The 19,552-nt window shown below is 70.0% G+C and carries 16 protein-coding genes, 1 pseudogene and 3 riboswitches; of the genes and pseudogenes, 11 read left to right on the plus strand and 6 right to left on the minus strand.

Annotated features, from left to right (window positions below):
* The first annotated feature begins 19 nt into the window (after positions 1 to 19).
* Complete coding sequence (locus RV986_RS50970; protein WP_475923924.1) at positions 20 to 352, plus strand: hypothetical protein; 333 nt, start codon at positions 20 to 22, stop codon at positions 350 to 352.
* A 190-nt stretch (positions 353 to 542) separates the two neighbouring features.
* Positions 543 to 1,487 (plus strand): Dyp-type peroxidase, encoded by a 945-nt coding sequence (locus RV986_RS50975; RefSeq protein WP_475923925.1) that lies wholly within the window; start codon positions 543 to 545, stop codon positions 1,485 to 1,487.
* Between the two features lie 38 nt (positions 1,488 to 1,525).
* On the opposite strand, the gene RV986_RS50980 is transcribed toward RV986_RS50975, so the two are convergent.
* The gene (locus RV986_RS50980) at positions 1,526 to 2,629 is read right to left on the minus strand and encodes an LLM class flavin-dependent oxidoreductase (protein ID WP_475923926.1); all 1,104 of its coding nucleotides are present in this window, start codon (positions 2,627 to 2,629) and stop codon (positions 1,526 to 1,528) included.
* A 221-nt stretch (positions 2,630 to 2,850) separates the two neighbouring features.
* Between RV986_RS50980 and RV986_RS50985 the strand changes: the two genes are divergently transcribed.
* Complete coding sequence (locus RV986_RS50985) at positions 2,851 to 4,035, plus strand: amidase domain-containing protein (protein WP_475923927.1); 1,185 nt, start codon at positions 2,851 to 2,853, stop codon at positions 4,033 to 4,035.
* Positions 4,036 to 4,173: 138 nt separating this feature from the next.
* Here RV986_RS50985 and RV986_RS50990 read toward each other — a convergent pair whose 3' ends face one another.
* The 3 genes from RV986_RS50990 to RV986_RS51000 all read right to left on the minus strand — a co-directional run bounded on the left by RV986_RS50990 (position 4,174) and on the right by RV986_RS51000 (position 8,403).
* Positions 4,174 to 6,564: an ATP-binding cassette domain-containing protein gene (locus RV986_RS50990; RefSeq protein WP_475923928.1), complete on the minus strand. Its 2,391-nt coding sequence runs from the start codon at positions 6,562 to 6,564 to the stop codon at positions 4,174 to 4,176.
* A 220-nt stretch (positions 6,565 to 6,784) separates the two neighbouring features.
* On the minus strand, positions 6,785 to 7,141 hold the full coding sequence (locus tag RV986_RS50995; RefSeq protein ID WP_475923929.1) for a VOC family protein: 357 nt from the start codon (positions 7,139 to 7,141) through the stop codon (positions 6,785 to 6,787).
* A 281-nt stretch (positions 7,142 to 7,422) separates the two neighbouring features.
* Positions 7,423 to 8,403, minus strand: a complete 981-nt coding sequence (locus RV986_RS51000) for a LysR family transcriptional regulator (RefSeq protein WP_475923930.1) — start codon at positions 8,401 to 8,403, stop codon at positions 7,423 to 7,425.
* Between the two features lie 158 nt (positions 8,404 to 8,561).
* Between RV986_RS51000 and RV986_RS51005 the strand changes: the two genes are divergently transcribed.
* The gene (locus RV986_RS51005) at positions 8,562 to 9,446 is read left to right on the plus strand and encodes an NAD(P)H-binding protein (RefSeq protein ID WP_475923931.1); all 885 of its coding nucleotides are present in this window, start codon (positions 8,562 to 8,564) and stop codon (positions 9,444 to 9,446) included.
* A gap of 45 nt (positions 9,447 to 9,491) precedes the next feature.
* Entirely contained in the window at positions 9,492 to 10,439 is a 948-nt protein-coding gene (locus RV986_RS51010) for an alpha/beta hydrolase (RefSeq protein ID WP_475923932.1), read from the plus strand.
* 114 nt (positions 10,440 to 10,553) lie between these two features.
* Here RV986_RS51010 and RV986_RS51015 read toward each other — a convergent pair whose 3' ends face one another.
* Positions 10,554 to 11,276, minus strand: a complete 723-nt coding sequence (locus RV986_RS51015) for an FAD binding domain-containing protein (protein ID WP_475923933.1) — start codon at positions 11,274 to 11,276, stop codon at positions 10,554 to 10,556.
* 298 nt (positions 11,277 to 11,574) lie between these two features.
* A riboswitch (cobalamin riboswitch) is annotated at positions 11,575 to 11,647 on the plus strand.
* 204 nt (positions 11,648 to 11,851) lie between these two features.
* Between RV986_RS51015 and RV986_RS51020 the strand changes: the two genes are divergently transcribed.
* Entirely contained in the window at positions 11,852 to 12,340 is a 489-nt protein-coding gene (locus RV986_RS51020; protein WP_475923934.1) for a DUF4430 domain-containing protein, read from the plus strand.
* Between the two features lie 149 nt (positions 12,341 to 12,489).
* Here RV986_RS51020 and RV986_RS51025 read toward each other — a convergent pair whose 3' ends face one another.
* Entirely contained in the window at positions 12,490 to 13,902 is a 1,413-nt protein-coding gene (locus RV986_RS51025) for a prenyltransferase/squalene oxidase repeat-containing protein (RefSeq protein ID WP_475923935.1), read from the minus strand.
* A gap of 115 nt (positions 13,903 to 14,017) precedes the next feature.
* Positions 14,018 to 14,093: riboswitch (cobalamin riboswitch) on the minus strand.
* A gap of 406 nt (positions 14,094 to 14,499) precedes the next feature.
* Between RV986_RS51025 and RV986_RS51030 the strand changes: the two genes are divergently transcribed.
* From RV986_RS51030 to RV986_RS51050, 5 genes and pseudogenes are all read left to right on the plus strand, one after another.
* Positions 14,500 to 15,696 (plus strand): energy-coupling factor transporter transmembrane component T, encoded by a 1,197-nt coding sequence (locus tag RV986_RS51030; protein ID WP_475923936.1) that lies wholly within the window; start codon positions 14,500 to 14,502, stop codon positions 15,694 to 15,696.
* Positions 15,693 to 17,507 (plus strand): ECF transporter S component, encoded by a 1,815-nt coding sequence (locus tag RV986_RS51035; protein ID WP_475923937.1) that lies wholly within the window; start codon positions 15,693 to 15,695, stop codon positions 17,505 to 17,507. The genes RV986_RS51030 and RV986_RS51035 overlap by 4 nt, the downstream gene beginning before the upstream one ends.
* A gap of 33 nt (positions 17,508 to 17,540) precedes the next feature.
* Positions 17,541 to 17,731, plus strand: a pseudogene (locus RV986_RS51040) (aldehyde dehydrogenase family protein); the annotation flags it as partial.
* A 144-nt stretch (positions 17,732 to 17,875) separates the two neighbouring features.
* A riboswitch (cobalamin riboswitch) is annotated at positions 17,876 to 18,011 on the plus strand.
* A 35-nt stretch (positions 18,012 to 18,046) separates the two neighbouring features.
* Entirely contained in the window at positions 18,047 to 18,268 is a 222-nt protein-coding gene (locus RV986_RS51045; protein ID WP_475924706.1) for a CbtB domain-containing protein, read from the plus strand.
* Positions 18,269 to 18,289: 21 nt separating this feature from the next.
* Positions 18,290 to 19,048 carry a CbtA family protein gene (locus RV986_RS51050; RefSeq protein WP_475923938.1) on the plus strand — a complete coding sequence of 253 codons (759 nt, stop codon included), beginning with the start codon at positions 18,290 to 18,292 and terminating at the stop codon, positions 19,046 to 19,048.
* Positions 19,049 to 19,552 lie beyond the last annotated feature (504 nt).

Consider the following 19,552-nt stretch of genomic DNA (forward strand, 5'->3'; position numbering starts at 1 on the left):
ATTCCTCGTCACCCGGCCGGTGTTCGAGACCACCGGGCTGCGCCGGATGCTCGACGCCCTTGACGCACCAGGCGCCGACCGGGTGCCGGTGCTCGTGTCCGTGGCCGCGCTGAGCGGCTTCGCCGAGGCCGAGTACACGGCCTACGAAGTACCGGACGTGAACGTTCCGCAGGAGATCCTCACCGCACCGGCCGCGGCCGGGCCCGGGACCCGCGGCCGGGAGACGGGCGCGCGCCTCGCCACCGATCTGCTGGCAGCGGTCCGTCCGCTGGCCGACGTCGTCGTCGTCTTCCAGGACGACAAGGAGACCGCCCGAGGCATGCCGGCGGCCGCGACCGGGGTAGTAGGTTGAACGGATGTCGACACTGCCGGTGCGCCTGCTGCTGTCGGGGAGTCCGAGGCGCGGCTCCGCGCACGAGTCGGCGCCGCGAACCGAGGGGGCGGTGGTCCCGCGCAGGTGCGGACCGCCCGCAGCGCAGGCCCCGTGGTCGATGTCCCGTACCGTCGTGGGTCCCGCTGGAATGAGGTAAGAGTTGGCATCCGTGGAGTCTCGAGAAGCAGGTGCGCAGCCGGTTCTGGCGCCGCTCACCACGGCCGCGATCTTCCTGGTCGTGACGGTGAACCCCGGTGGCGAAGAGGTGGCGCGCGATCTGCTGGGAGACGTGGCGGGCCTGCAGCGAGCGATCGGGTTCGGCTACCCGGACAGCAGGCTGAGTTGTGTCGTGGGCGTCGGATCGCAGGCGTGGGACCGCCTCTTCGAAGGGCCGCGCCCTGAACACCTGCACCCTTTCCGGGAGTTGCGGGGCGCCAAGCACACGGCCGTGTCCACTCCGGGAGACCTCCTCTTCCACATCAGGGCCACACGCCTGGACCTGTGTTTCGGTCTGGCCGCCGAGATCATGGAGCGCCTGCGCGACGTCGTCACGGTCCGGGACGAGGTGCACGGCTTCATGTACCTCGACGCCCGCGACCTCCTCGGCTTCGTCGACGGAACGGAGAACCCCGAAGGGAGCGCCGCACGTGCCGCGGTGCTGATCGGCGACGAGGACCCGCACTTCACCGGTGGCAGCTACGTCGTGGTCCAGAAGTACCTGCACGACCTGACCGCCTGGAACGCCCTGTCCGTGGAGGAGCAGGAGCGAGTGATCGGCCGCAGGAAGGCGACCAACGTCGAACTGGACGTGCCCGGTTCGCACGTCGACCTCAACACGATCTCCGCCCCGGACGGAACGGAGCTGCGCATCCTGCGCGACAACATGCCCTTCGGCCGGGTCGGCGAGGGCGAGTTCGGAACCTATTTCATCGGCTATGCCCGTACCCCTGAGGTCACGGAGCGGATGCTGCGCAACATGTTCCTGGGCGCCCCGCCCGCGAGCCACGACCGCATCCTGGACTTCTCCACCGCCGTCAGCGGAACGCTCTTCTTCATACCGTCCGCCGATTTCCTCGACGACCTCCCCGGCCTCCCCACTCTTTCGGAGAGGTGAGGGATCGCGTCAGGTGTGCTCTCTCCGGTCGTGCCGTCTCAGCCGGCCGACCCCGCGGACGTCCGCTCGGCGTCGCGCGCGGCGACCAGCGAGGCGTGCGTCGGTGCGTCGGGCACGGTGGTCGGCCGGTTCCTGGCGAATTCCTTCCTCAGGACGGGTACGACTTCTTCGCCGAGGATGTCGAGCTGCTCCAGCACGGTCTTGAGGGGTACGCCGATGCCGTCCACGTTGAAGAGCTGGCGCTGGTAGTCGCCGAAGTGGTCGCGGAAGGTGAGCGTCTTGTCGATCACCTGTTGTGGACTGCCGACGGTCAGCGGTGTCTCGTCCATGTACTGCTCCAGGGAGGGTCCGCCGCCCATCTGGGGTGAGTGGTCGAAGTAGGGGCGGAACTCGCGTACGGCGTCCTGGGAGTTGTGGCGCATGTAGATGTGGCCGCCGACGCCGACGATGGCCTGTTCGGCCGTGCCGTGGCCGTAGTGCGCGTAGCGCTCGCGGTAGAGGTTGATCAGTTTCTGGAAGTGTTCCTTGGGCCAGAAGATGTTGTTGGCGAAGAAGCCGTCGCCGTAGTAGGCGGCCTGTTCGGCGATCTCCGGCGAGCGGATGGAGCCGTGCCAGACGAACGGCGGTATGCCGTCGAGCGGCCGCGGCGTGGAAGTGAAGGATTGCAAGGGGGTGCGGAACCTGCCCTCCCAGTCGACGATGTCCTCGCGCCAGAGCCTGTGCAGGAGTGCGTAGTTCTCGATGGCGAGGTTGATGCCCTGGCGGATGTCCTTGCCGAACCAGGGGTAGACCGGGCCGGTGTTGCCGCGGCCCATCATGAGGTCGACGCGCCCGTCGGCGAGGTGCTGGAGCATCGCGTAGTCCTCGGCGATCTTCACCGGGTCGTTGGTGGTGATCAGCGTGGTGGACGTGGACAGGATGAGCTTTTTCGTCCGCGCGGCTATGTAGCCGAGCATCGTCGTCGGCGACGACGGCACGAACGGCGGGTTGTGGTGCTCGCCGGTGGCGAAGACGTCGAGGCCGACCTCCTCGGCCTTCTGCGCGATCGCGACCATGGCCTTGATCCGCTCGCCCTCCGTCGGCGTACGGCCCGTGGTGGGGTCCGGCGTCACATCGCCGACACTGAAGATCCCGAACTGCATGGTCGTTCACCCGCTCCATTTGGTTGACGTATCAATATTATGCCGAACGCGTTCCGGGGCGTCGCTATTTCCGCCGCCCGGCCGCCGGGTTCGGTGACGTGGAGCCGAGATGTCTTGCGCATGGCGGTTGCGCCACTTCGGCAACCCCCTTCACAGGGGGCGCACATGCCGTGCGAGGATGCGGCTCCCGGTATCGAATACCGGCGTAGAGGGGAACATCATTGAGATCAAGGAAACTGAGCCGTAAGCGGCGACGGGTGACCATAGTCACCGCGGCGGCCGCCTCGGTCGTCGCCGGCGCGGCGATGCTGCCCAACTGGACCGCGGGCGCGGCGAATGTCGCCGACGACCCCACGGTGGATCCGTCGACCAAAGCAACCTTCCAACGGCTGGCGGACGCGGTCTTCACCGACCGTACCGACGCCCTGGTGGGCGGCGGCGAGACCAGGCGGAACTCGTCACTGGCGTCGCGGTTCTCCGGCGACGTACGGCTGTCCTCCACGCTGTCGCGTGAAGAGAGCTCCGCGCTGTCGCAGCTGCGGGGCCGCAAGTCCCGCCTGGCGTCGCTCGGCGAGCAGTACAGCTCGGCCGACACGAGCGTCTCGCTGGACCGTACGCAGCTGAAGGGCCGCCACGCCACGGTCGCCGTCACCGAGACCACGACGTTGACGTACGCGAAGGCCAAGGGCAACGAGCCGAAGACCACCGGCTTCCAGGCACACCACGAGCTGACGTTCAAGGCCGACCACAAGGGCGACTGGCAGCTGACGGGGATCCGGGACACCGACGACGGCGTCGCGGTCAACCAGGTCGCCACCACCACGTTCGTCGCCGCACCCAAGACCGCCGCCGACGACGGGCCGCCCGTGGCGCCCCGTTCCGTCACCACGTTGCCCGCGCCGGCCAAGCCGAAGAACTTCTCCGCCACCGGCTACGACTACAAGGCGATGGCGGCGTACGCGGCCAAGTACTGGAAGAACTACAACCCGGCCTACCCGGACTTCAACGGGCAGGGGGCCGGCGGCGACTGCACCAACTTCGTCAGCCAGTCCCTGAAGGCAGGCGGCTGGAAGCACGCCCCCGGCTATACGAACGACTTCCACAAGTGGTTCGGCAACTCCGAGATCCAGTCGGACTCGTTCGTCGGGGTCAACGAGTTCTCGTGGTTCGCCCTGTCCTCCAAGCGGGTCACCAGCCTCGCCAACGTCTACCAGTTGGACGTGGGTGACGTGCTGCAGATGGACTTCAACAAGGACGGGTCCAAGGACCACTCCATGATCGTCACCTACCGCAGCCCGCAGGGCGTGCCGTATGTGTCGTACCACTCCACCAACACCTACAACAGGTCGGTGGCGAGCATCATCGCGTCGTACCCGAACGCGGCGTACTACGCCTACCGCACCTGAGCGGTCCTACGCCAAGGGGCGGGGAGCCGGACCGAGTGTCCGGCTCCCCGCCCCTTCCGTGTCTCCCGTGACCACGCGTCGGCGCGTCGCGGCCGTGCTGGCCGCATCCGTCGCCGTCGGCGTCCGCGAGGGGCTCGGTCAGGTGCCGACGTAGGCCGCCAGGTGCTCGCCGGTGAGGGTGGAGCGGGCGGCGACGAGGTCGGCGGGTGTGCCCTCGAAGACGATCCGGCCGCCGTCGTGGCCGGCGCCGGGACCGAGGTCGATGATCCAGTCGGCGTGCGCCATGACGGCCTGGTGGTGCTCGACGACGATGACCGACTTGCCGGAGTCGACGAGCCGGTCGAGCAGGCCGAGCAGCTGCTCGACGTCGGCGAGGTGGAGGCCGGCGGTGGGCTCGTCGAGGACGTAGACGCCGCCCTTCTCCGCCATGTGGGTGGCGAGCTTGAGCCGCTGCCGCTCGCCACCGGACAGCGTGGTGAGCGGCTGGCCGAGGGTCAGGTAGCCGAGGCCGACATCGGCGAGCCGGGTCAGCATCCTGTGCGCGGCCGGCGTCGCCGCCTCGCCGGCGCCGAAGAACTCCTCGGCCTCGGTCACCGACATCGCGAGCACCTCGCTGATGTCGCGGCCGCCGAGGTGGTACTCCAGCACCGATGCCTGGAACCGCTTCCCCTCGCACTCCTCGCAGGTGGTGGCGACGCCGGCCATCATCGCCAGGTCGGTGTAGATGACGCCGGCGCCGTTGCAGGTGGGGCAGGCGCCCTCGGAGTTGGCACTGAACAGGGCCGGCTTCACGCCGTTGACCTTGGCGAACGCCTTGCGGATCGGGTCGAGCAGTCCGGTGTACGTCGCCGGGTTGCTGCGTCGCGAGCCGCGGATCGCGGCCTGGTCCACCGACACCACGCCCTCACCGGCCGGGATCGAGCCGTGCACGAGCGAGCTCTTCCCGGAACCGGCGACACCGGTGACGACGGCAAGCACCCCGAGCGGGATGTCGACGTCGACACCCTGCAGGTTGTGCGTCCTCGCGCCGCGGATCTCCAGGGTGCCGGTGGGCTTGCGTACCGCTTCCTTGACGGCGGCCCGGTCGTCGAAATGACGGCCGGTGATGGTGCCGCCCGTCCGCAGTCCCTCGACGGTGCCCTCGAAGCAGACGGTGCCGCCCGCCGTACCGGCGCCGGGACCGAGGTCGACGACGTGGTCGGCGATCGCGATCGTCTCCGGCTTGTGCTCCACGACGAGCACCGTGTTGCCCTTGTCCCGCAGCCGCAGCAGCAGGTCGTTCATCCGCTGGATGTCATGGGGGTGCAGGCCGATGGTGGGCTCGTCGAAGACGTAGGTGACGTCGGTGAGCGAGGAGCCGAGGTGGCGGATCATCTTGACGCGCTGCGCCTCGCCGCCCGACAGCGTGCCCGCAGGCCGGTCGAGCGAGAGATAGCCGAGCCCGATCTCCACGAACGAGTCGAGGGTCTGCTGCAGCGCGGTGAGCAGCGGCGCCACCGACGGCTCATCGAGGCCGCGGACCCACTCGGCCAGGTCGCTGATCTGCATCGCGCAGGCGTCGGCGATGCTGATCCGCTTGATCTTCGACGACCGGGCGCCCTCGTTGAGCCGGGTGCCGTCGCACTCGGGGCAGGTGGTGAAGGTGACCGCCCGGTCCACGAACTCCCGGATGTGCGGCTGCATGCCCTCCCGGTCCTTGGCGAGCATCGACTTCTGGATCCGCGGGATCAGCCCCTCGTAGGTCATGTTGATGCCCGCGATCTTCATCCGGGTCGGCTCGCGGTGGAGGAAGTCCTGCAGTTCCTTCTTGGTGTACTTGCGGATCGGCTTGTCCGGGTCGAAGAAGCCCGACTCGCTGTAGAGGCGTGAGTTCCAGCCGCCCCCCGTGTAGCCGGGGACCGTGATCGCACCCTCGGACAGCGACTTGGAGTCGTCGTAGAGCTGGGTGAGATCGAGATCGGTGACCGCGCCCCGGCCTTCGCAGCGCGGGCACATCCCGCCGGTGATGCTGAAGCTGCGCCGCTCCTTCACCTTCTGTCCGCCGCGTTCCATGGTGACGGCACCCGCGCCGCTGATCGAGGCCACGTTGAAGGAGAACGCCTTGGGCGAGCCGATGTGCGGCTTCCCGAGCCGGCTGAAGAGGATGCGCAGCATCGCGTTGGCGTCGGTGGCGGTGCCGACCGTGGAGCGGGGGTCGGCGCCCAGCCGCTGCTGGTCGACGGTGATCACCGTGGTCAGTCCGTCGAGGACGTCGACCTCGGGCCGCGCCAGTGTCGGCATGAAGCCCTGCACGAAGGCGCTGTACGTCTCGTTGATCAGCCGCTGCGACTCCGCGGCGATCGTGTTGAACACCAGAGAGCTCTTGCCCGAGCCGGAGACACCGGTGAACACCGTCAGCCGGCGCTTCGGGATCTCGATGCTGACGTCCTTCAGGTTGTTCTCGCGCGCGCCGTGCACGCGGATCAGGTCGTGGCTGTCGGCAAGGTGCGGCGCAGGCGACTGCGTGTCCGTCCCCGTGGCCATGCTCATCGTGTCTCCATCTGTCGGGCGGGGCCGCCTTCGCGGCCTCCGTCGGCGTCGCCTGGCTCGATACGATCAGCTTCGAGCAGTACGTCCGGTTCTACTTCGTCGGCGCGGGTCGTGGCAACGGCCCGCTGGTCACCTACGTGATCGGCGAATGATGCGCCCCATCCCGTGTCGCGATGTCACCGAGCACGGGAGCGGGGAGCGGGGGAGTGAGGGTCGGCACTCATCGGTCCTGAAGCAGCCCGAGGACATTGCCATCGGGGTCCGTGACCGTGGCCACCAGACGGCCGCCGCCGACGTCGTGCGCCGGCTCCGTCACCGTGGCACCCGCGGCGATCACCTCGGCCGGCTTCGCCTCGATGTCCGGCACATGCCAGTAGGCCACCGGCGAGGTCATGCCCTGCGGCCCACCGCCCGGCACCAGTCCGATGTGCCGGCCCGCGGCCTCGAAGCCGACGTGGTACGACTCGTCGGTCTGCGGCGCCACGCCGAGCAGGGCGGCGTACACCGCCTTGGCCGTCGCCAGGTCGGACACGGGATGCAGCACCGTCTTGATTCCCTGGGCGGAAGAGTCGGTCATGGTCACTCCTGAAGTCGTGCTCGGCCGTCATGTCGGTGACGGTGCGGCGCTCGTCGTCGGTGATGCCGGGGACGGGAGGAACGCCGTGCGAAATCGTGAGATCCGTGGAGGTCACGCTAGCCGCGGCTCGATGACCCGCGCTTCTCGATTCCTGATCGGTTCGGTCGCCTGTGTCGTTCGCAGGCGGACACCTTCGTGGAACGGGGAGCGATCATGGCGCGTCACGCCGGCGCCGTCGACGGGGTGGCGGGACGGGTGCCCGCTCGCTTCCGAGTCCGGTATCAGACAGGGGTATCGGCGGTGGGCCCCGGTGATGCCGTGGTGGCGTCGGGTGTCCGGTCCGTGGGATAGGCGACGGTGGCAATGGCCGAGGCGGTGCGAACAAAGGCGGCGACGGCCGGGGAGCGGGACTCCTGGGGCCAGGCCAGGGCAAGTTCGAGGGGCGAAAGGTCGCTGACGGTCCGGTAGGCGATGCCCGGTCGGGGGTGGCGTCGGGCGATCGACTCCGGAGGGAACCAGACGATGCTGCCCAACTCGATCAGATTGAAGATCTGCGCCAGGTCCAGCTGACGGGGCGGGGCCGCCGTCACCGAGGTGTGGGCCGTGGCCCGCCGGTCGTCGTCGTGGGGCTCGGCCGCGGAGACCGGGGGAAGCTCTTCCCGGTCCGCGGCGCGTCCGTCGGGCAGCACCCTTCCCGTGAGGTCGGCCAGGCGCAGACAGGTGTGTGCGGCCAGCGGATCGGTCGCCGCGACGGCGAGGAGGCGGGGCTCGGTCAGCAGCGGTTCCACATCGAGGCCGCGGTCGTCGAACGGCCGGGGCAGCAGCGCGATGTCCGCGCGCCCGTCACGCAGCGCCGGCTCCTGCTGTTCGCGTCCGCCGAGCACGAGTTCCACGGGGAGGGCGGCGGCCTCGTTCTGGTAGGCGGCGAAGATCTGCGGCAGCAGTCCGCCGTCGTAGTCGGCCTTCAGTGCCAGCCGCAACCCGGGCTCGGGCTGCCCCGCCCGCCGGGCCCGCCGGGCGGCGGCCGTGACCGCGTCGAGTGCCGTCCGGGCGTCTCGCAACAGGATCTCACCGGCGGACGTGAGCGTGACCCGGCGCGTAGTGCGCTCCATCAGCGTCACGCCGAGCTGCCGCTCCATCTCGCGGATCGCCCGCGACAGCGGAGGCTGCGCCATGCCCAGGCGTTCCGCCGCGCGTCCGAAGTGCAGTTCCTCGGCGACGGCCACGAAATACCGGAGCTGTCTGACCTCCAGATCACTCATACCTCCACGGTATCAGTGGCGCCGTGATCGGTCCTTCAGGTCTGGTGCCGCTCCGGGTTGACTGAGGAACGTCACCGGCGAGCGGGGCCGTCTCAGGGCCATCGCGTCACACGGTCCCCCTTCTCGCCCTTCCACCTGCACTGCTGCCAGGAGTACTCATGATCGTCGTCACCGCCCCCACCGGTCAGATCGGCCGCCGGACACTCGACCGTCTGCTGGCCGCCGGAGCGCCGGTCCGTGTGATCGTGCGCGATGCCTCCCGCCTTCCCGCCGCGGTGCGCGACCGGGTCGAGGTCGTCCAGGGCTCGCACGGCGATCCCGATGTGGTCACCAAGGCCTTCGCCGGGGCGGACTCCGTCTTCTGGCTGGTTCCGCCGAACCCGCGCGCCGACAGCGTCGACGCCGCATACACGGGCTTCAGCCGGCCGGCGAGCGTGGCCCTCAGGACCCAGGGCGTCGAGCGGGTCGTCGCCGTCTCGGCCCTCGGCCGGGGAACACCCATGGCCGACCACGCCGGACACGTCACCGCGTCACTTGCCATGGACGAACTGCTGGCCGGCACGGGCGTGAGCTATCGGGCGCTGACGATGCCCTCGTTCATGGACAACCTGCTGCGCCAGACCGAGCTGATCAAGAATCAGGGAATGTTCACGTCGCCCAGCTCCGGAAGCCGTGCGGTGCCCACCTGCGCCGTCGGGGATATCGCCGTGGTTGCCGCGGACCTGCTGCTCGACGACACCTGGAGTGGCGTCGAGGAGGTTCCCGTGCTGGGTCCCGAGGATCTCTCCTTCGACGACATGGCGCAGATCATGTCCGAGGTGCTCCAGCGCCCGGTCCGCTTCCAGCAGGATCCGGGCCCGGCCTTCAAGGCCCGGATGACGGGGTTCGGGTTGTCCGAGGCCATGGCTCAGGGACTGCTGGACATGGCGCTGGCCAAGGACGCCGGGCTCGACAACGCCGTGCCACGCACGGCCCGGTCCAGTACGCCCACCCGCTTCCGCCAGTGGTGCCAGGACGTGCTCAAGCCGGCCGTCCTCGCCTGAGCCCACTGCGACGAAAGGCTCGACGAGCCAGTGACCGGACATCACATGACCACGACTCCCGCCCACCCCGTGCCGAGCGAGGACCGGATCGCCGGCATGCTGGAGCAGTTCGCCGACGGGTTCTGCTTCCAGCGGCGTTCCCCGATCCTGCACTCCCCGCGCGACCAGGGTCTTCACCACGAGGACGTCACGTTCCCTTCCGGGGACGGAGTGCCCCTGGAGGGCTGGTTCATCCCGGCGCCGGGATCGGACAGGGTGGTCATCGCCAATCACCCCATGGGCTTCAACCGTTCCGGCCTGCCCACCCACCTGGAGCCGTGGCGGTCGCAGTGGGCGGCCGGTGGAAACGCCTTCGAGATCGACTTCACCCCGGACTACCGGATCCTCCACGAGGCAGGCTTCAACGTTCTCGCCTACGACCTGCGCAACCACGGCCACAGCGGCGAGGGCAACGGAGGCATCGCATCCAACGGGATCTACGAGGCCCGTGACATCGTCGGCTCGCTGAACTACGTCCGCGGCCGCCCGGACACCCGCGACATGGCCGTCGGCCTCTTCAGCCGGTGCCTGGGCGCCAGTTCCACGTTCGCGGCGATGGCACAGTTCCCCGAGGAGTTCGACACGGTGCGCTGCCTGGTCGCGCCGCAACCGGTGACCCCACGGACCATCGTCGGGCGCCGCCTGGCGTTGATGGGACTCGCCGACCGCATCGACGAACTGGAACAGCTCCTCATCCTGCGCACGGGCATCGGCTTCGGGCCGAGGAACCCCCAGCTCTGGGCGAAGAGCGTCAGCGTGCCCACGTTCCTCTACCAGGTGCGCGACGACGTCCTCACCCACACCAGCGACGTACAGACGATGTTCGACAACATCCCCGTCGCGGAGAAGCGGCTGCACTGGATCGAGGACACCACCGCCCGGTTCGACGGCTATCTGGAGTTCCAGCGGCGCCCGGGCCCGGCGCTCGACTGGTTCGCGACATACCTGTCCTGAGCGCGCGGACATCCCTCGCTGCAGAACCGTCCGAGAACCAGTGAACCTCGAACCGGACGGCCGCGCGGCCTCATCACCACCGGTGCCGCCTCCGGCATCGGAGAGGCCGTTGCCTCAAAGGTCGGTGGGGCGGGTCATGAGGGCGGTGACCTGTTGGCGGACCACTTCCCAAGCCGGGGCGGGAAGTGCGCCGATGGCCGTACGACGCAGGTCGTCGAGGACCTGCTCGGAGCCGGCGTCGCACTCGGTGCTCTCGGTGAGCACCTCGTAGCCGTCGCGGACGGCGACACGCAAGCGGGTTCCTCCGCCGTCGGTGGCGTGCAGAGCGGCGGCGACGACGAGAGGCGGCGGACCGCCCGCTTCGCCCGTCAGCTTGCGGTAGCCACTCGCGATCGGATCGCGCCAGCGGAGGCTGAGCAGCAGGTGGCCCTTGGCCAGCACCTCGGCCAGGTCGGTCTCGTAGACCCGGTCGGGTTCCAGGACCACCGCGCGGGCGTCCAGTACGAGTGCCGCGGGCAGCAGACAGCGCAGCGTGCTGCCGACGATGTTGCCGCCGACCGTGGCCGTACGGCGTACGGCTCCGGTCCCCACCGTGCCGGCCGCCCGTCGCAGGGCCGTCGGCACGCGGTCGTCGATCCGGTTCAGCACCACGGCCGCGCCCAGCGACTCACGCTCGATCGCATTGGCCTCCGGCAGGTCGCGCAGCGACATGGCGTGCTCGGGGAAGCCGTCCCGCTGCCAGGTGGCCCAGATCAGTGTCGCCCCGCCTATCGGCACCGCCCCCTCGGCCATGCCTTCCTGCGCTTCGGAAACGGACGTGGGCAGACGCAACAGCACGGCAGCCGACCTGCTTTCTGGACCTTTGGCGGCGGGGTACGCGATACCTCAGCCACATCACCTTCGACCTGGCGCATTTTCCCCGGGCACGCGGGGGCGCGTACAGGACTCACTCTTTCCCCGGGTGCGCCCCTCGCACACGGGTGTGCAGCATGGATTTCCCCCATGCCATGTCCTCGGGCCCGGCTCGGGGCACAGCGCCGGCCGGTCAGCCCTGGCGCCTCGATGTCAACTGCCCCTACGATGCGAGGGTTTCAGCACGCACCAGGCACCACACAACCGCATACGCGTGCGACTGGGGGAAGCCGGTGGGAATCCGGCGCTGACCTGCAACCGTGTGCGGCCCGTCCGGGCCGCGAGTCGGGGAACCCGGCGTACGTCCTGTACCGCTTCCCACTGTCATGGTCCGCAGCGCGAAGCCGAGAGCCTTGCCTCGACGGTCCGGTGTGTCCCCGCTCGCCCGTACTCCGCGCGGTCGACCACCGCTCGCGGAAGCGGGGGTGGAGGCGGCCGGGACCGGTGGCCGGTCCGCTCGGTGACGGGCAACGGGCCGCCCACGCCAGGAAGGCACTCCCTTGCGCCGGACATCCGCACGACGCGTCCTCGTCGCCCCCACCGTCCTCGGTCTCGCCCTCACCTCCGCACCGGTCGTCGCCGAGGCCCAGGGGGTGCCCGACACGAACGCCCCGGTCAAGGTGACCCTGACCGTGCAGGGCCCGGACGGGCTCCTCTACAAGGGGAAGATCAGGACCAAGGGACACGACGTGACGACCGTGACCGGCGGCACCCACAGATGCGACGGCACGAACGGCGGCGCCAACCCCAGCGCCGTCCCGACCCCGACGGCCGCCCTCGACGACGCCGCCCGCAAGCGGCACTTCACCTGGGACGGCACCTGGTACGCGTCGTTCGACGACTACTCGGTCGACACCATCAAGAACGTCGACGGAGGCGGTGTCGCCTACTGGAACATCTCCGTGAACGGCACCTCCACGCCGGTCGGCGGCTGCCAGTTCAAGCTGAACGCCGGTGACCAGGTGGCCTTCACCTGGACGGCCTTCTAGCACCGCCTCACCCGAGACGATGCGCATGCGGTGGCCGTAGAGGGTGGCGCGGCCCGGCTGCCGGGGCATCCCGCGCCGCCGGCTCCGGTCGTACGCGGAGCGGCTCCGGCCCCGGTCGTACGTGAAGCCGGAGCCGGAGCCGGTTTCGTTCAGGCGCCCCAGCGAACGGCGATCGTGTCGCCGACGTTGATCACCTTCTCGCGGGTCGCGCCGGTGAAGGCGGAGCCGTCGACGCTGACCTTCCAGGTGCCGGAGCCGCTGTTGGCCTTGCCGTTGACCGTGGTGATCGTCCCCGTGCCGGACGAGGGGGTCACACCGGTCACACAGCCCGAGGGGGTGGCGGAGCCCGTCGCCGCGTCGAGGACGGCGCCGAGCGTCGTCGTACCGCCGGTCGGGGTGAGCGCCACCGAGCACACCCCCAGGCTGCCCGCGCCGTCGTCCACGGTCAGCGCCAGCTTCGTCGCCGTGCCCGAGACGAACGAGGACTGGCTCACCCACTGGGGGGCACCGCTGGTGACCGGGACCGGCGGGGCGGCGGTGAAGCCCCCGCCCGCCACGGCACGCAGTCCGTCGATGGAGGCGTACGCCGACGGGCTCGTGTCGCTCGGCAGGTACTTGAAGCCGCCGCCGGGGTTGAACTGCTGGGCGATCAGGAAGTCGACCGGTGTCCTGCCCAGGGAGGTGAGGAAGTCCCCGGTCTGCGGGTTGACACCGCAGGCGTTGAGCCCCGAGACGGCCCAGCCGTTGGAGTCGGTGTTGACGCCGAACAGGGCGTTGAACGCGCCGCTGGCAGCTACCAGTTTGCTCTTGAGGAACGCCTTGGCCTGCACGATGTCCGCGTCCGTGGCGGGGACGCCGGAGACGCACAGGGCCGCCATCGCCGCCCCGGTCATGTCGATGTCGCTCGCCGCGGCGAGCTGGGTCGCGTTGCCCTCGGCCTTGCCGTAGTTCCAGCCGCCGTCATTGTGCTGGTTGGCGCGGATGCGCGTGGTGATCGCGTCGCGCAGCGCCTGCGGGACGCGCTGCTGACCGGCCTGGGTCTGGGCGCCGTTCAGGGCGAGGGCGGCGAAGACGGTCCCGTTGAAGTTGGCGGACGGGCCGAAGTAACCGGTCTCCGAGGTCTGCCAGTAGCCGTAGATGTCGGCCACGAGGTTGCGCGAGGCGGACACACGGGCCGGATCGATGCCGGCGGCGTACGCGTTCAGTGTGGCCCGTTCGTAGTCGGTGACCACGGGGGAGGCCGACGGCCAGCTCGTCGTCGACAGCAGACTGCGGTAGACGGTTCTGGCGTTCTTGCTCGTGTCACCGCCCGGAGCCACGTCCACGGCGGCCGTACCGGCGGCGGCGAACGCGCTGAACGCCCATTCGTCGGACAGCCCCGATCCGGCGTACGAACCGTCCGCGGCCTGCAGGGACTTGAGGTAGGTGACACCGTTCGTCTTCGAGGTGGCGATCTGCGCCGGGGTGGCGGTGGCCGCGGCGGGCAGCGTGGTCAGGGCGAAGGCGCCGAGTGCGGCGACCGTCGTGAGCGCGGGACGACGGAGGATCACGGAAAGGGACATGGCCTGCTCCTGGGATGAGGGACGCCGACCAGGCCCGCCCGTACGGCGAGGGGAAACGACGGGTGCGGCCGCCGCCCGAACGCGTGGACCGGCTTCCAACTACTGCTCGCCACATGGGCATTCGGGCTCGGAACGGCCCTCTGCCGTCCCACACCGCTGCGCGTCAGCTCCGGATTCGTACCGGATTCCCCCACGTGGCAGCGCAGGACGGTACCCGACGCATCTCCCGCCCGCCAGCCACCCCCAGGACAACCCCCGTCCCCTGTGCCCCTCCTTGACGCTTCCTGTGACGGCGTGTTCAATTCCGCCTGATACGCACTCAGTTCCAGGGGAAGCCGGTCGAACCTCCGGCGCTGACCCGCAACCGTGGACCCGGCATCGCGCCGGGTGAGCCGGAATGCCTGGAGCGTGTTCCACAGCGACAAACGCCGTCGAGGACTACGGCGTGGTTCGATCAGCCGTCTCCCGTGGGACGCCCACGCGATGACGGCCCCTCAGCCACTCCGGCTCGGTCCTACCGGCGGTCACCGGCGTCTCGCTGGTGGTACTGATCGGCGGGGCGGCGGTGTTCGCCGCGCGCCGGCGCCGCCGTACCGAGTGACCGCCGTGGCCCGCGCCGACGTCGAGGCGGCCACCCCCGTGTCCGGTCGCGCTCCGGACCCGGGCGGCCGCCGCCTGCCGCGCACCCTGCACCCGGTGGCCTGGTGGATCTGGGCGCTCGCCCTGGCCACCGCCGTCAGCCGCACCGACAACCCGCTGCTGCTGTTCCTCGTCCTGGCCGTCCTCGGCTACGTCGTCACGGCCCGCCGTACCGAGGCGCCCTGGGCCAGGGGCTTCAAGTACTACCTGTACCTGGCCCTCACGGTCGTCGCGATCCGGGTCGTCTTCCGGGCCGTGTTCGCCACCGGCATCACCCCCCGCGACCACTTCCTGTTCTCCCTTCCGCACCTGCCCACCCCGGACTGGTACGCGGGCATCCAGATCGGTGGCCCGGTCTCCCTGGAAGCCGTCCTCTCCGCCGCCACCGACGGGCTGCGCCTCGCCTGCATGCTGTGCTGCATCGGCGCCGCGAACACCCTGGCCAACCCCAAGCGCGCGCTGCGCGGCCTGCCCGGCGCCCTGTACGAACTCGGAGTCGCCGTCACCGTCGCCATCAGCGTGGCACCCCAGCTCGTGCAGAGCGTCCAACGCGTCGCCCGCGCCCGCAGGTTGAGGGCCGGACGCACCAAAGGGCTGAAGGCGTTGCGCGGCACAGCGGTCCCCGTCCTGGAGGACGCGCTCGAACGCTCGCTGCGGCTGGCCGCCGCCATGGACTCCCGCGGCTACGGCAGGGCCGGCTCCGCCACCCGCCGCTCCCGCCGCCTCACCGGGGCGCTGATGCTGCTCGGCATGTGCGGACTGTCCGCCGGCGCTTACGGACTGCTCGACGCGACCGCACCGCGGTTTCTGGGACTGCCGGCCATGGTGTCGGGCGCCCTGCTGTGCCTGGCGGGACTGCGCCTGGGCGGGCGCCGGGTCATCCGTACGACGTACCGGCCCAACCCGTGGCGCCTGCCGGAGTGGGCCGTCGCCGGCAGCGGGATCCTCTCCGCCGTGCTGCTGTTCAGCAACCTCGGCTACCACGCCGCCGATCTCAACCCTTCGATCCATCCCCGGAGTTGGCCGACACTGCCCTTGGTCCCCATCGCAGCGATCCTGCTCGCCGGAACCGCCGGATTCCTGGCCCCGCCCCCGAACCCTCCGCACCCTCCCGCCGTTCCCGCACGGCGCACCGAGAAGGCCGACGCCTCATGATCACCTTCGACCAGGTCACCGTCCACTACGACGACACGGCCGAACCCGCCCTGCGCGAGGTCGACCTGACGGTGGAGGAGGGCGAACTGTGCCTCGTGGTCGGTCACACGGGCGTCGGCAAATCCACGCTCCTCGGCGCCGTCAACGGGCTCGTACCCCACTTCACCGGCGGCACCCTCTACGGCCGTGTCACCGTGGACGGCCGCGACACCGCCCACCATCCGCCGCGCGAACTCGCCGACGTCGTCGGGGTGGTGGGCCAGGATCCGCTGGACGGTTTCGTCACCGACACCGTGGAGGAGGAACTCGCCTACGCCATGGAGCAGTTGGCCATCCCGCCCGCCACCATGCGCAAGCGGGTCGAGGAGACCATCGACCTCCTCGGCCTCGCCGACCTGCGCCACCGGGCCCTGTACGAACTCTCCGGCGGCCAGCAGCAGCGCGTGGCCATCGGCTCCGTCCTCACCGCACACCCCCGTGTCCTCGTCCTGGACGAACCCACCTCGGCCCTCGACCCCACCGCCGCCGAGGAGGTCCTCGCCGCCGTCACCCGGCTCGTCCACGACCTCGGCGTCACCGTCCTCATGGCCGAGCACCGGCTCGAACGGGTCGTCCAGTACGCCGACCGGGTCGTCCATCTTCCCGGTGACGGCCGGGTGTTGAGCGGGCCGCCCGCCGAGATCCCGCGTCGTCGGCACGCTCGCGACTCAGGGCCGGACCGTGGTCGTCTCCACCCACGACGTCGAGTTCGCCGCGCGCGCCGCGGACCGGGTCGTCGTCATGGCCGAAGGGGACATCGTCGCCAACGGACCGACGTCCGAAGTGATCGTCGCCTCACCGGTGTTCGCTCCCCAGACCGCGAAGATCCTGGCGCCGCTGCCCTTTCTCACGGTCGACCAGGTGGCTGCCGCACTCGCCGGAGACCACGACGGCGAGGCGCACTCATGACGTCCACCGCCGCCACCGCCGCCACGGCCATCCGGCTCACCCCGAGGGCCGGGATCATCATCGCCCTGGCCGCCTTCGTCGGACTGGTCGCGTTCTTCTGGCCCTTCGTCGTAGCACCGGGGAAGTTCGGCTCCAATTACGCGCCTCCGCTGATCTTCGGCGTGCTGCTCGTCCTGGTCCTGTGTGTGGTGCTCTCCGAGATCGCCGAGGGCGGCATCGACTCCAAGGCGCTCGCGATGCTCGGCGTCCTGTCCGCCGTCAACGCGGCACTGCGTCCCCTGGGTGCGGGAACCGCGGGCATCGAGACGGTCTTCTTCGTCCTCGTCCTGGCCGGGCGCGTCTACGGCCCCGGCTTCGGCTTCACACTCGGCTGCACCTCACTGTTCGCCTCCGCGCTCATCACCGGCGGCGTCGGCCCGTGGATGCCGTACCAGATGTTCGGCTGTGCCTTCGTCGGCATGCTCGCCGGGTTCCTCCCCCGGGCGAGAGGCCGGCGCGAAGTGCTCCTCCTGGCCGCCTACGGATCGGTGTCCGGCTACCTCTTCGGATTCCTCCTCAACCTCTCCTTCTGGCCGTTCTCCCTCGACCCGAACAGCTCCATCGCCTATCTGCCCGGCCTGCCGTTCACCGAGCAGTGGCACCGCTACGTCGCCTTCGACCTCGCCACCTCCCTGGGCTGGGACACCGGCCGCGCGGTCAGCAACTTCGTGTGCGTCCTGCTGGCCGGCCCGGCGGTACTGACCACCTTCCGCCGCGCCGCCCGCCGTGCGCGTTTCCGGGCCCCGGTCCGCTTCGCCTCCCCGCGGGCGGCATCCGCGGTGCGGGAAAGCCGGTGTGAATCCGGCACGGTCCCGCCACTGTGACCGGGGAGTACGTCGCCGAGCACGACGCCACCGATGACAGCCGGCATCACTTCGTTCAACTTCCCCGCGGTGATCCCCCCGTGGAAGGCTGCTCCTGCCCTCACCTGCGGCAACGGCTTTCTCCGCAAGCCCTCCGAGCGGGATCCGCCCGGGTCGGCGCGCTCGGCTTCGTCGGCTCCACCGCGATCGCCGCGCACGTCTACGCGACGGCCGACCAGAAAGGAGGGCATGGCCGCCTTCGTCGAGAAGCGTCCGTCCCACTGCACCCACCGCTGACCCGCAGATCACACCGGCCGCGCCCCCGTCCGCGAGATGAAGATCACGGCAGGGGGCGCGGTCTTGGCCATGAACCCGACACGCGGTACGGTCTGTGCGATATCGACGACGGTATGGCGGAAGCCGGTGGAAATCCGGCACGGTCGCGCCACTGTGAACGAGACGCACCGCCTGTGACGGGCGGAGCGCCTCGCAAGTCAGACCCGCAGCTGTCGTCCTGTGCACCACCGAGATGGGACGCGAACTCCCGAGGAGGTCCTGCCATGGCGCAGACCGTCGCCCAGCCGACAGCCACCACCCCCGCTCTCCCCGTCAAGCTGCCGATCGGCGCGATCGTCCCCTGGGCGGTCTTCTTCGGCATCCTGATGCTCGTCCTGCTGTACTTCGTCGGCGCCGAGCAGGGCGCCACCTCCGTCGTCTCCGGCGAGGACGTTCACGAGTGGGTGCACGACGCCCGCCACCTCCTCGGCTTCCCCTGCCACTGACACGAGGGACGCCGCACACCCATGAACTCCGCAACCGTAAGAAACCTCCTCGTTCGGGGCATGCTCGCCGGCCTCGCCGCCGGCGTGCTCGCCCTCTGTGTCGCCTACTTCCTGGGTGAGCCCAGCGTCGACGACGCCATCGGCTTCGAAGAGGCCCACGCACCGGCGCACGGCCACGAGGTCGAAATCGTCAGTCGTAGCCTCCAGTCCACCGGCGGCCTCGCCACCGGCGTCCTGATCTACGGGGTGTCCTTCGGCGGTATCGCCGCCCTGGCCTACTGCTTCGCGCTCGGCCGCGTCGGACGCTTCACCCCCCGTGCCACGGCACTGCTGCTCTCGGGTACGGCTCTGCTCGCCGTGTACGTCGTGCCGTTCCTCAAGTACCCGGCCAACCCGCCGTCCGTCGGCGACCCCGACACCATCGGCAAACGTACGACCCTGTACTTCCTGATGATGCTGCTCAGCGTGCTCCTCGCGGTCGGTGCCGTGATCCTGGGCAAGCGACTCGCACCCAGGTGGGGCACGTGGTACGCGACGGTCGCGGCGATCGCCTTCTTCGTCGTCGTGATCGGTCTCGCGTACGCGTTCCTGCCGGTCATCAACGAGGTCCCGAAGGACTTCCCGGCCACGTTGCTGTGGCGGTTCCGTACCTCGGCCCTCGCCATCCAGGTCACGCTCTGGACCGGATTCGGCCTGGTCTTCGGCGAGTTGGCACAGCGCCTGCTGGCTCCGCGACCGGCAGCGGTCGCGCCCGCGCGGGCGACTCCCGTACCGCACTGAGAACAGCACGGGCGATCACGCGCAGAGGGCCCACCGGACCATCCGGGGGCCCTCTCACGTTCTCCCGACACCGATGACCTCCGAACGACTTGACGACTCACATGACTCCCCGATGACGCACGCACGGTGACGGCGGCAACGACAATTGCGGCGGCGTCGTCGACGACGGCAGCGAGGGGCAGGGGCGGAGGATCCGAGCGGCCGGACAACCACGACCGCGGCACATCACCCTCGGCGGACGCGAGGCGGTGGCGCTGACCCCGGAGGAGTACGAGCGGCTGATCGTCAGCAGACGGCAGATCGGCGGCCAGAGCGCCCGGGTGAGGGCGTTGGCGCAGCGCGTGAAGCAGACCGAGGAACTGTTACGCGACCTTGAGACACTGGTCGGCCGGTCGACGGAGACCTGCCCCGGCCCGCACGTGCCGCCGGGCGGCACGGCCCCATGTCGTCAGGCGTCCGACGGGTCGGGCGCGCCGGGCCAGGACGGGGCGCGGGGCCGTTCGG

The sequence above is a fragment of the Streptomyces sp. RLA012 genome, from assembly GCF_056270325.1.

Bases quoted from the DNA above. Each gene is read 5' to 3' on its own strand.
- RV986_RS50980 (WP_475923926.1), bottom strand. From the start codon at position 2,629: ATGCAGTTCGGGATCTTCAGTGTCGGCGATGTGACGCCGGACCCCACC.
- RV986_RS50990 (WP_475923928.1), bottom strand. From the start codon at position 6,564: ATGAGCATGGCCACGGGGACGGACACGCAGTCGCCTGCGCCGCACCTT.
- RV986_RS50995 (WP_475923929.1), bottom strand. From the start codon at position 7,141: ATGACCGACTCTTCCGCCCAGGGAATCAAGACGGTGCTGCATCCCGTG.
- RV986_RS51000 (WP_475923930.1), bottom strand. From the start codon at position 8,403: ATGAGTGATCTGGAGGTCAGACAGCTCCGGTATTTCGTGGCCGTCGCC.
- RV986_RS51005 (WP_475923931.1), top strand. From the start codon at position 8,562: ATGATCGTCGTCACCGCCCCCACCGGTCAGATCGGCCGCCGGACACTC.
- RV986_RS51010 (WP_475923932.1), top strand. From the start codon at position 9,492: ATGACCACGACTCCCGCCCACCCCGTGCCGAGCGAGGACCGGATCGCC.
- RV986_RS51025 (WP_475923935.1), bottom strand. From the start codon at position 13,902: ATGTCCCTTTCCGTGATCCTCCGTCGTCCCGCGCTCACGACGGTCGCC.
- RV986_RS51035 (WP_475923937.1), top strand. From the start codon at position 15,693: ATGATCACCTTCGACCAGGTCACCGTCCACTACGACGACACGGCCGAA.
- RV986_RS51045 (WP_475924706.1), top strand. From the start codon at position 18,047: ATGGCGCAGACCGTCGCCCAGCCGACAGCCACCACCCCCGCTCTCCCC.
- RV986_RS51050 (WP_475923938.1), top strand. From the start codon at position 18,290: ATGAACTCCGCAACCGTAAGAAACCTCCTCGTTCGGGGCATGCTCGCC.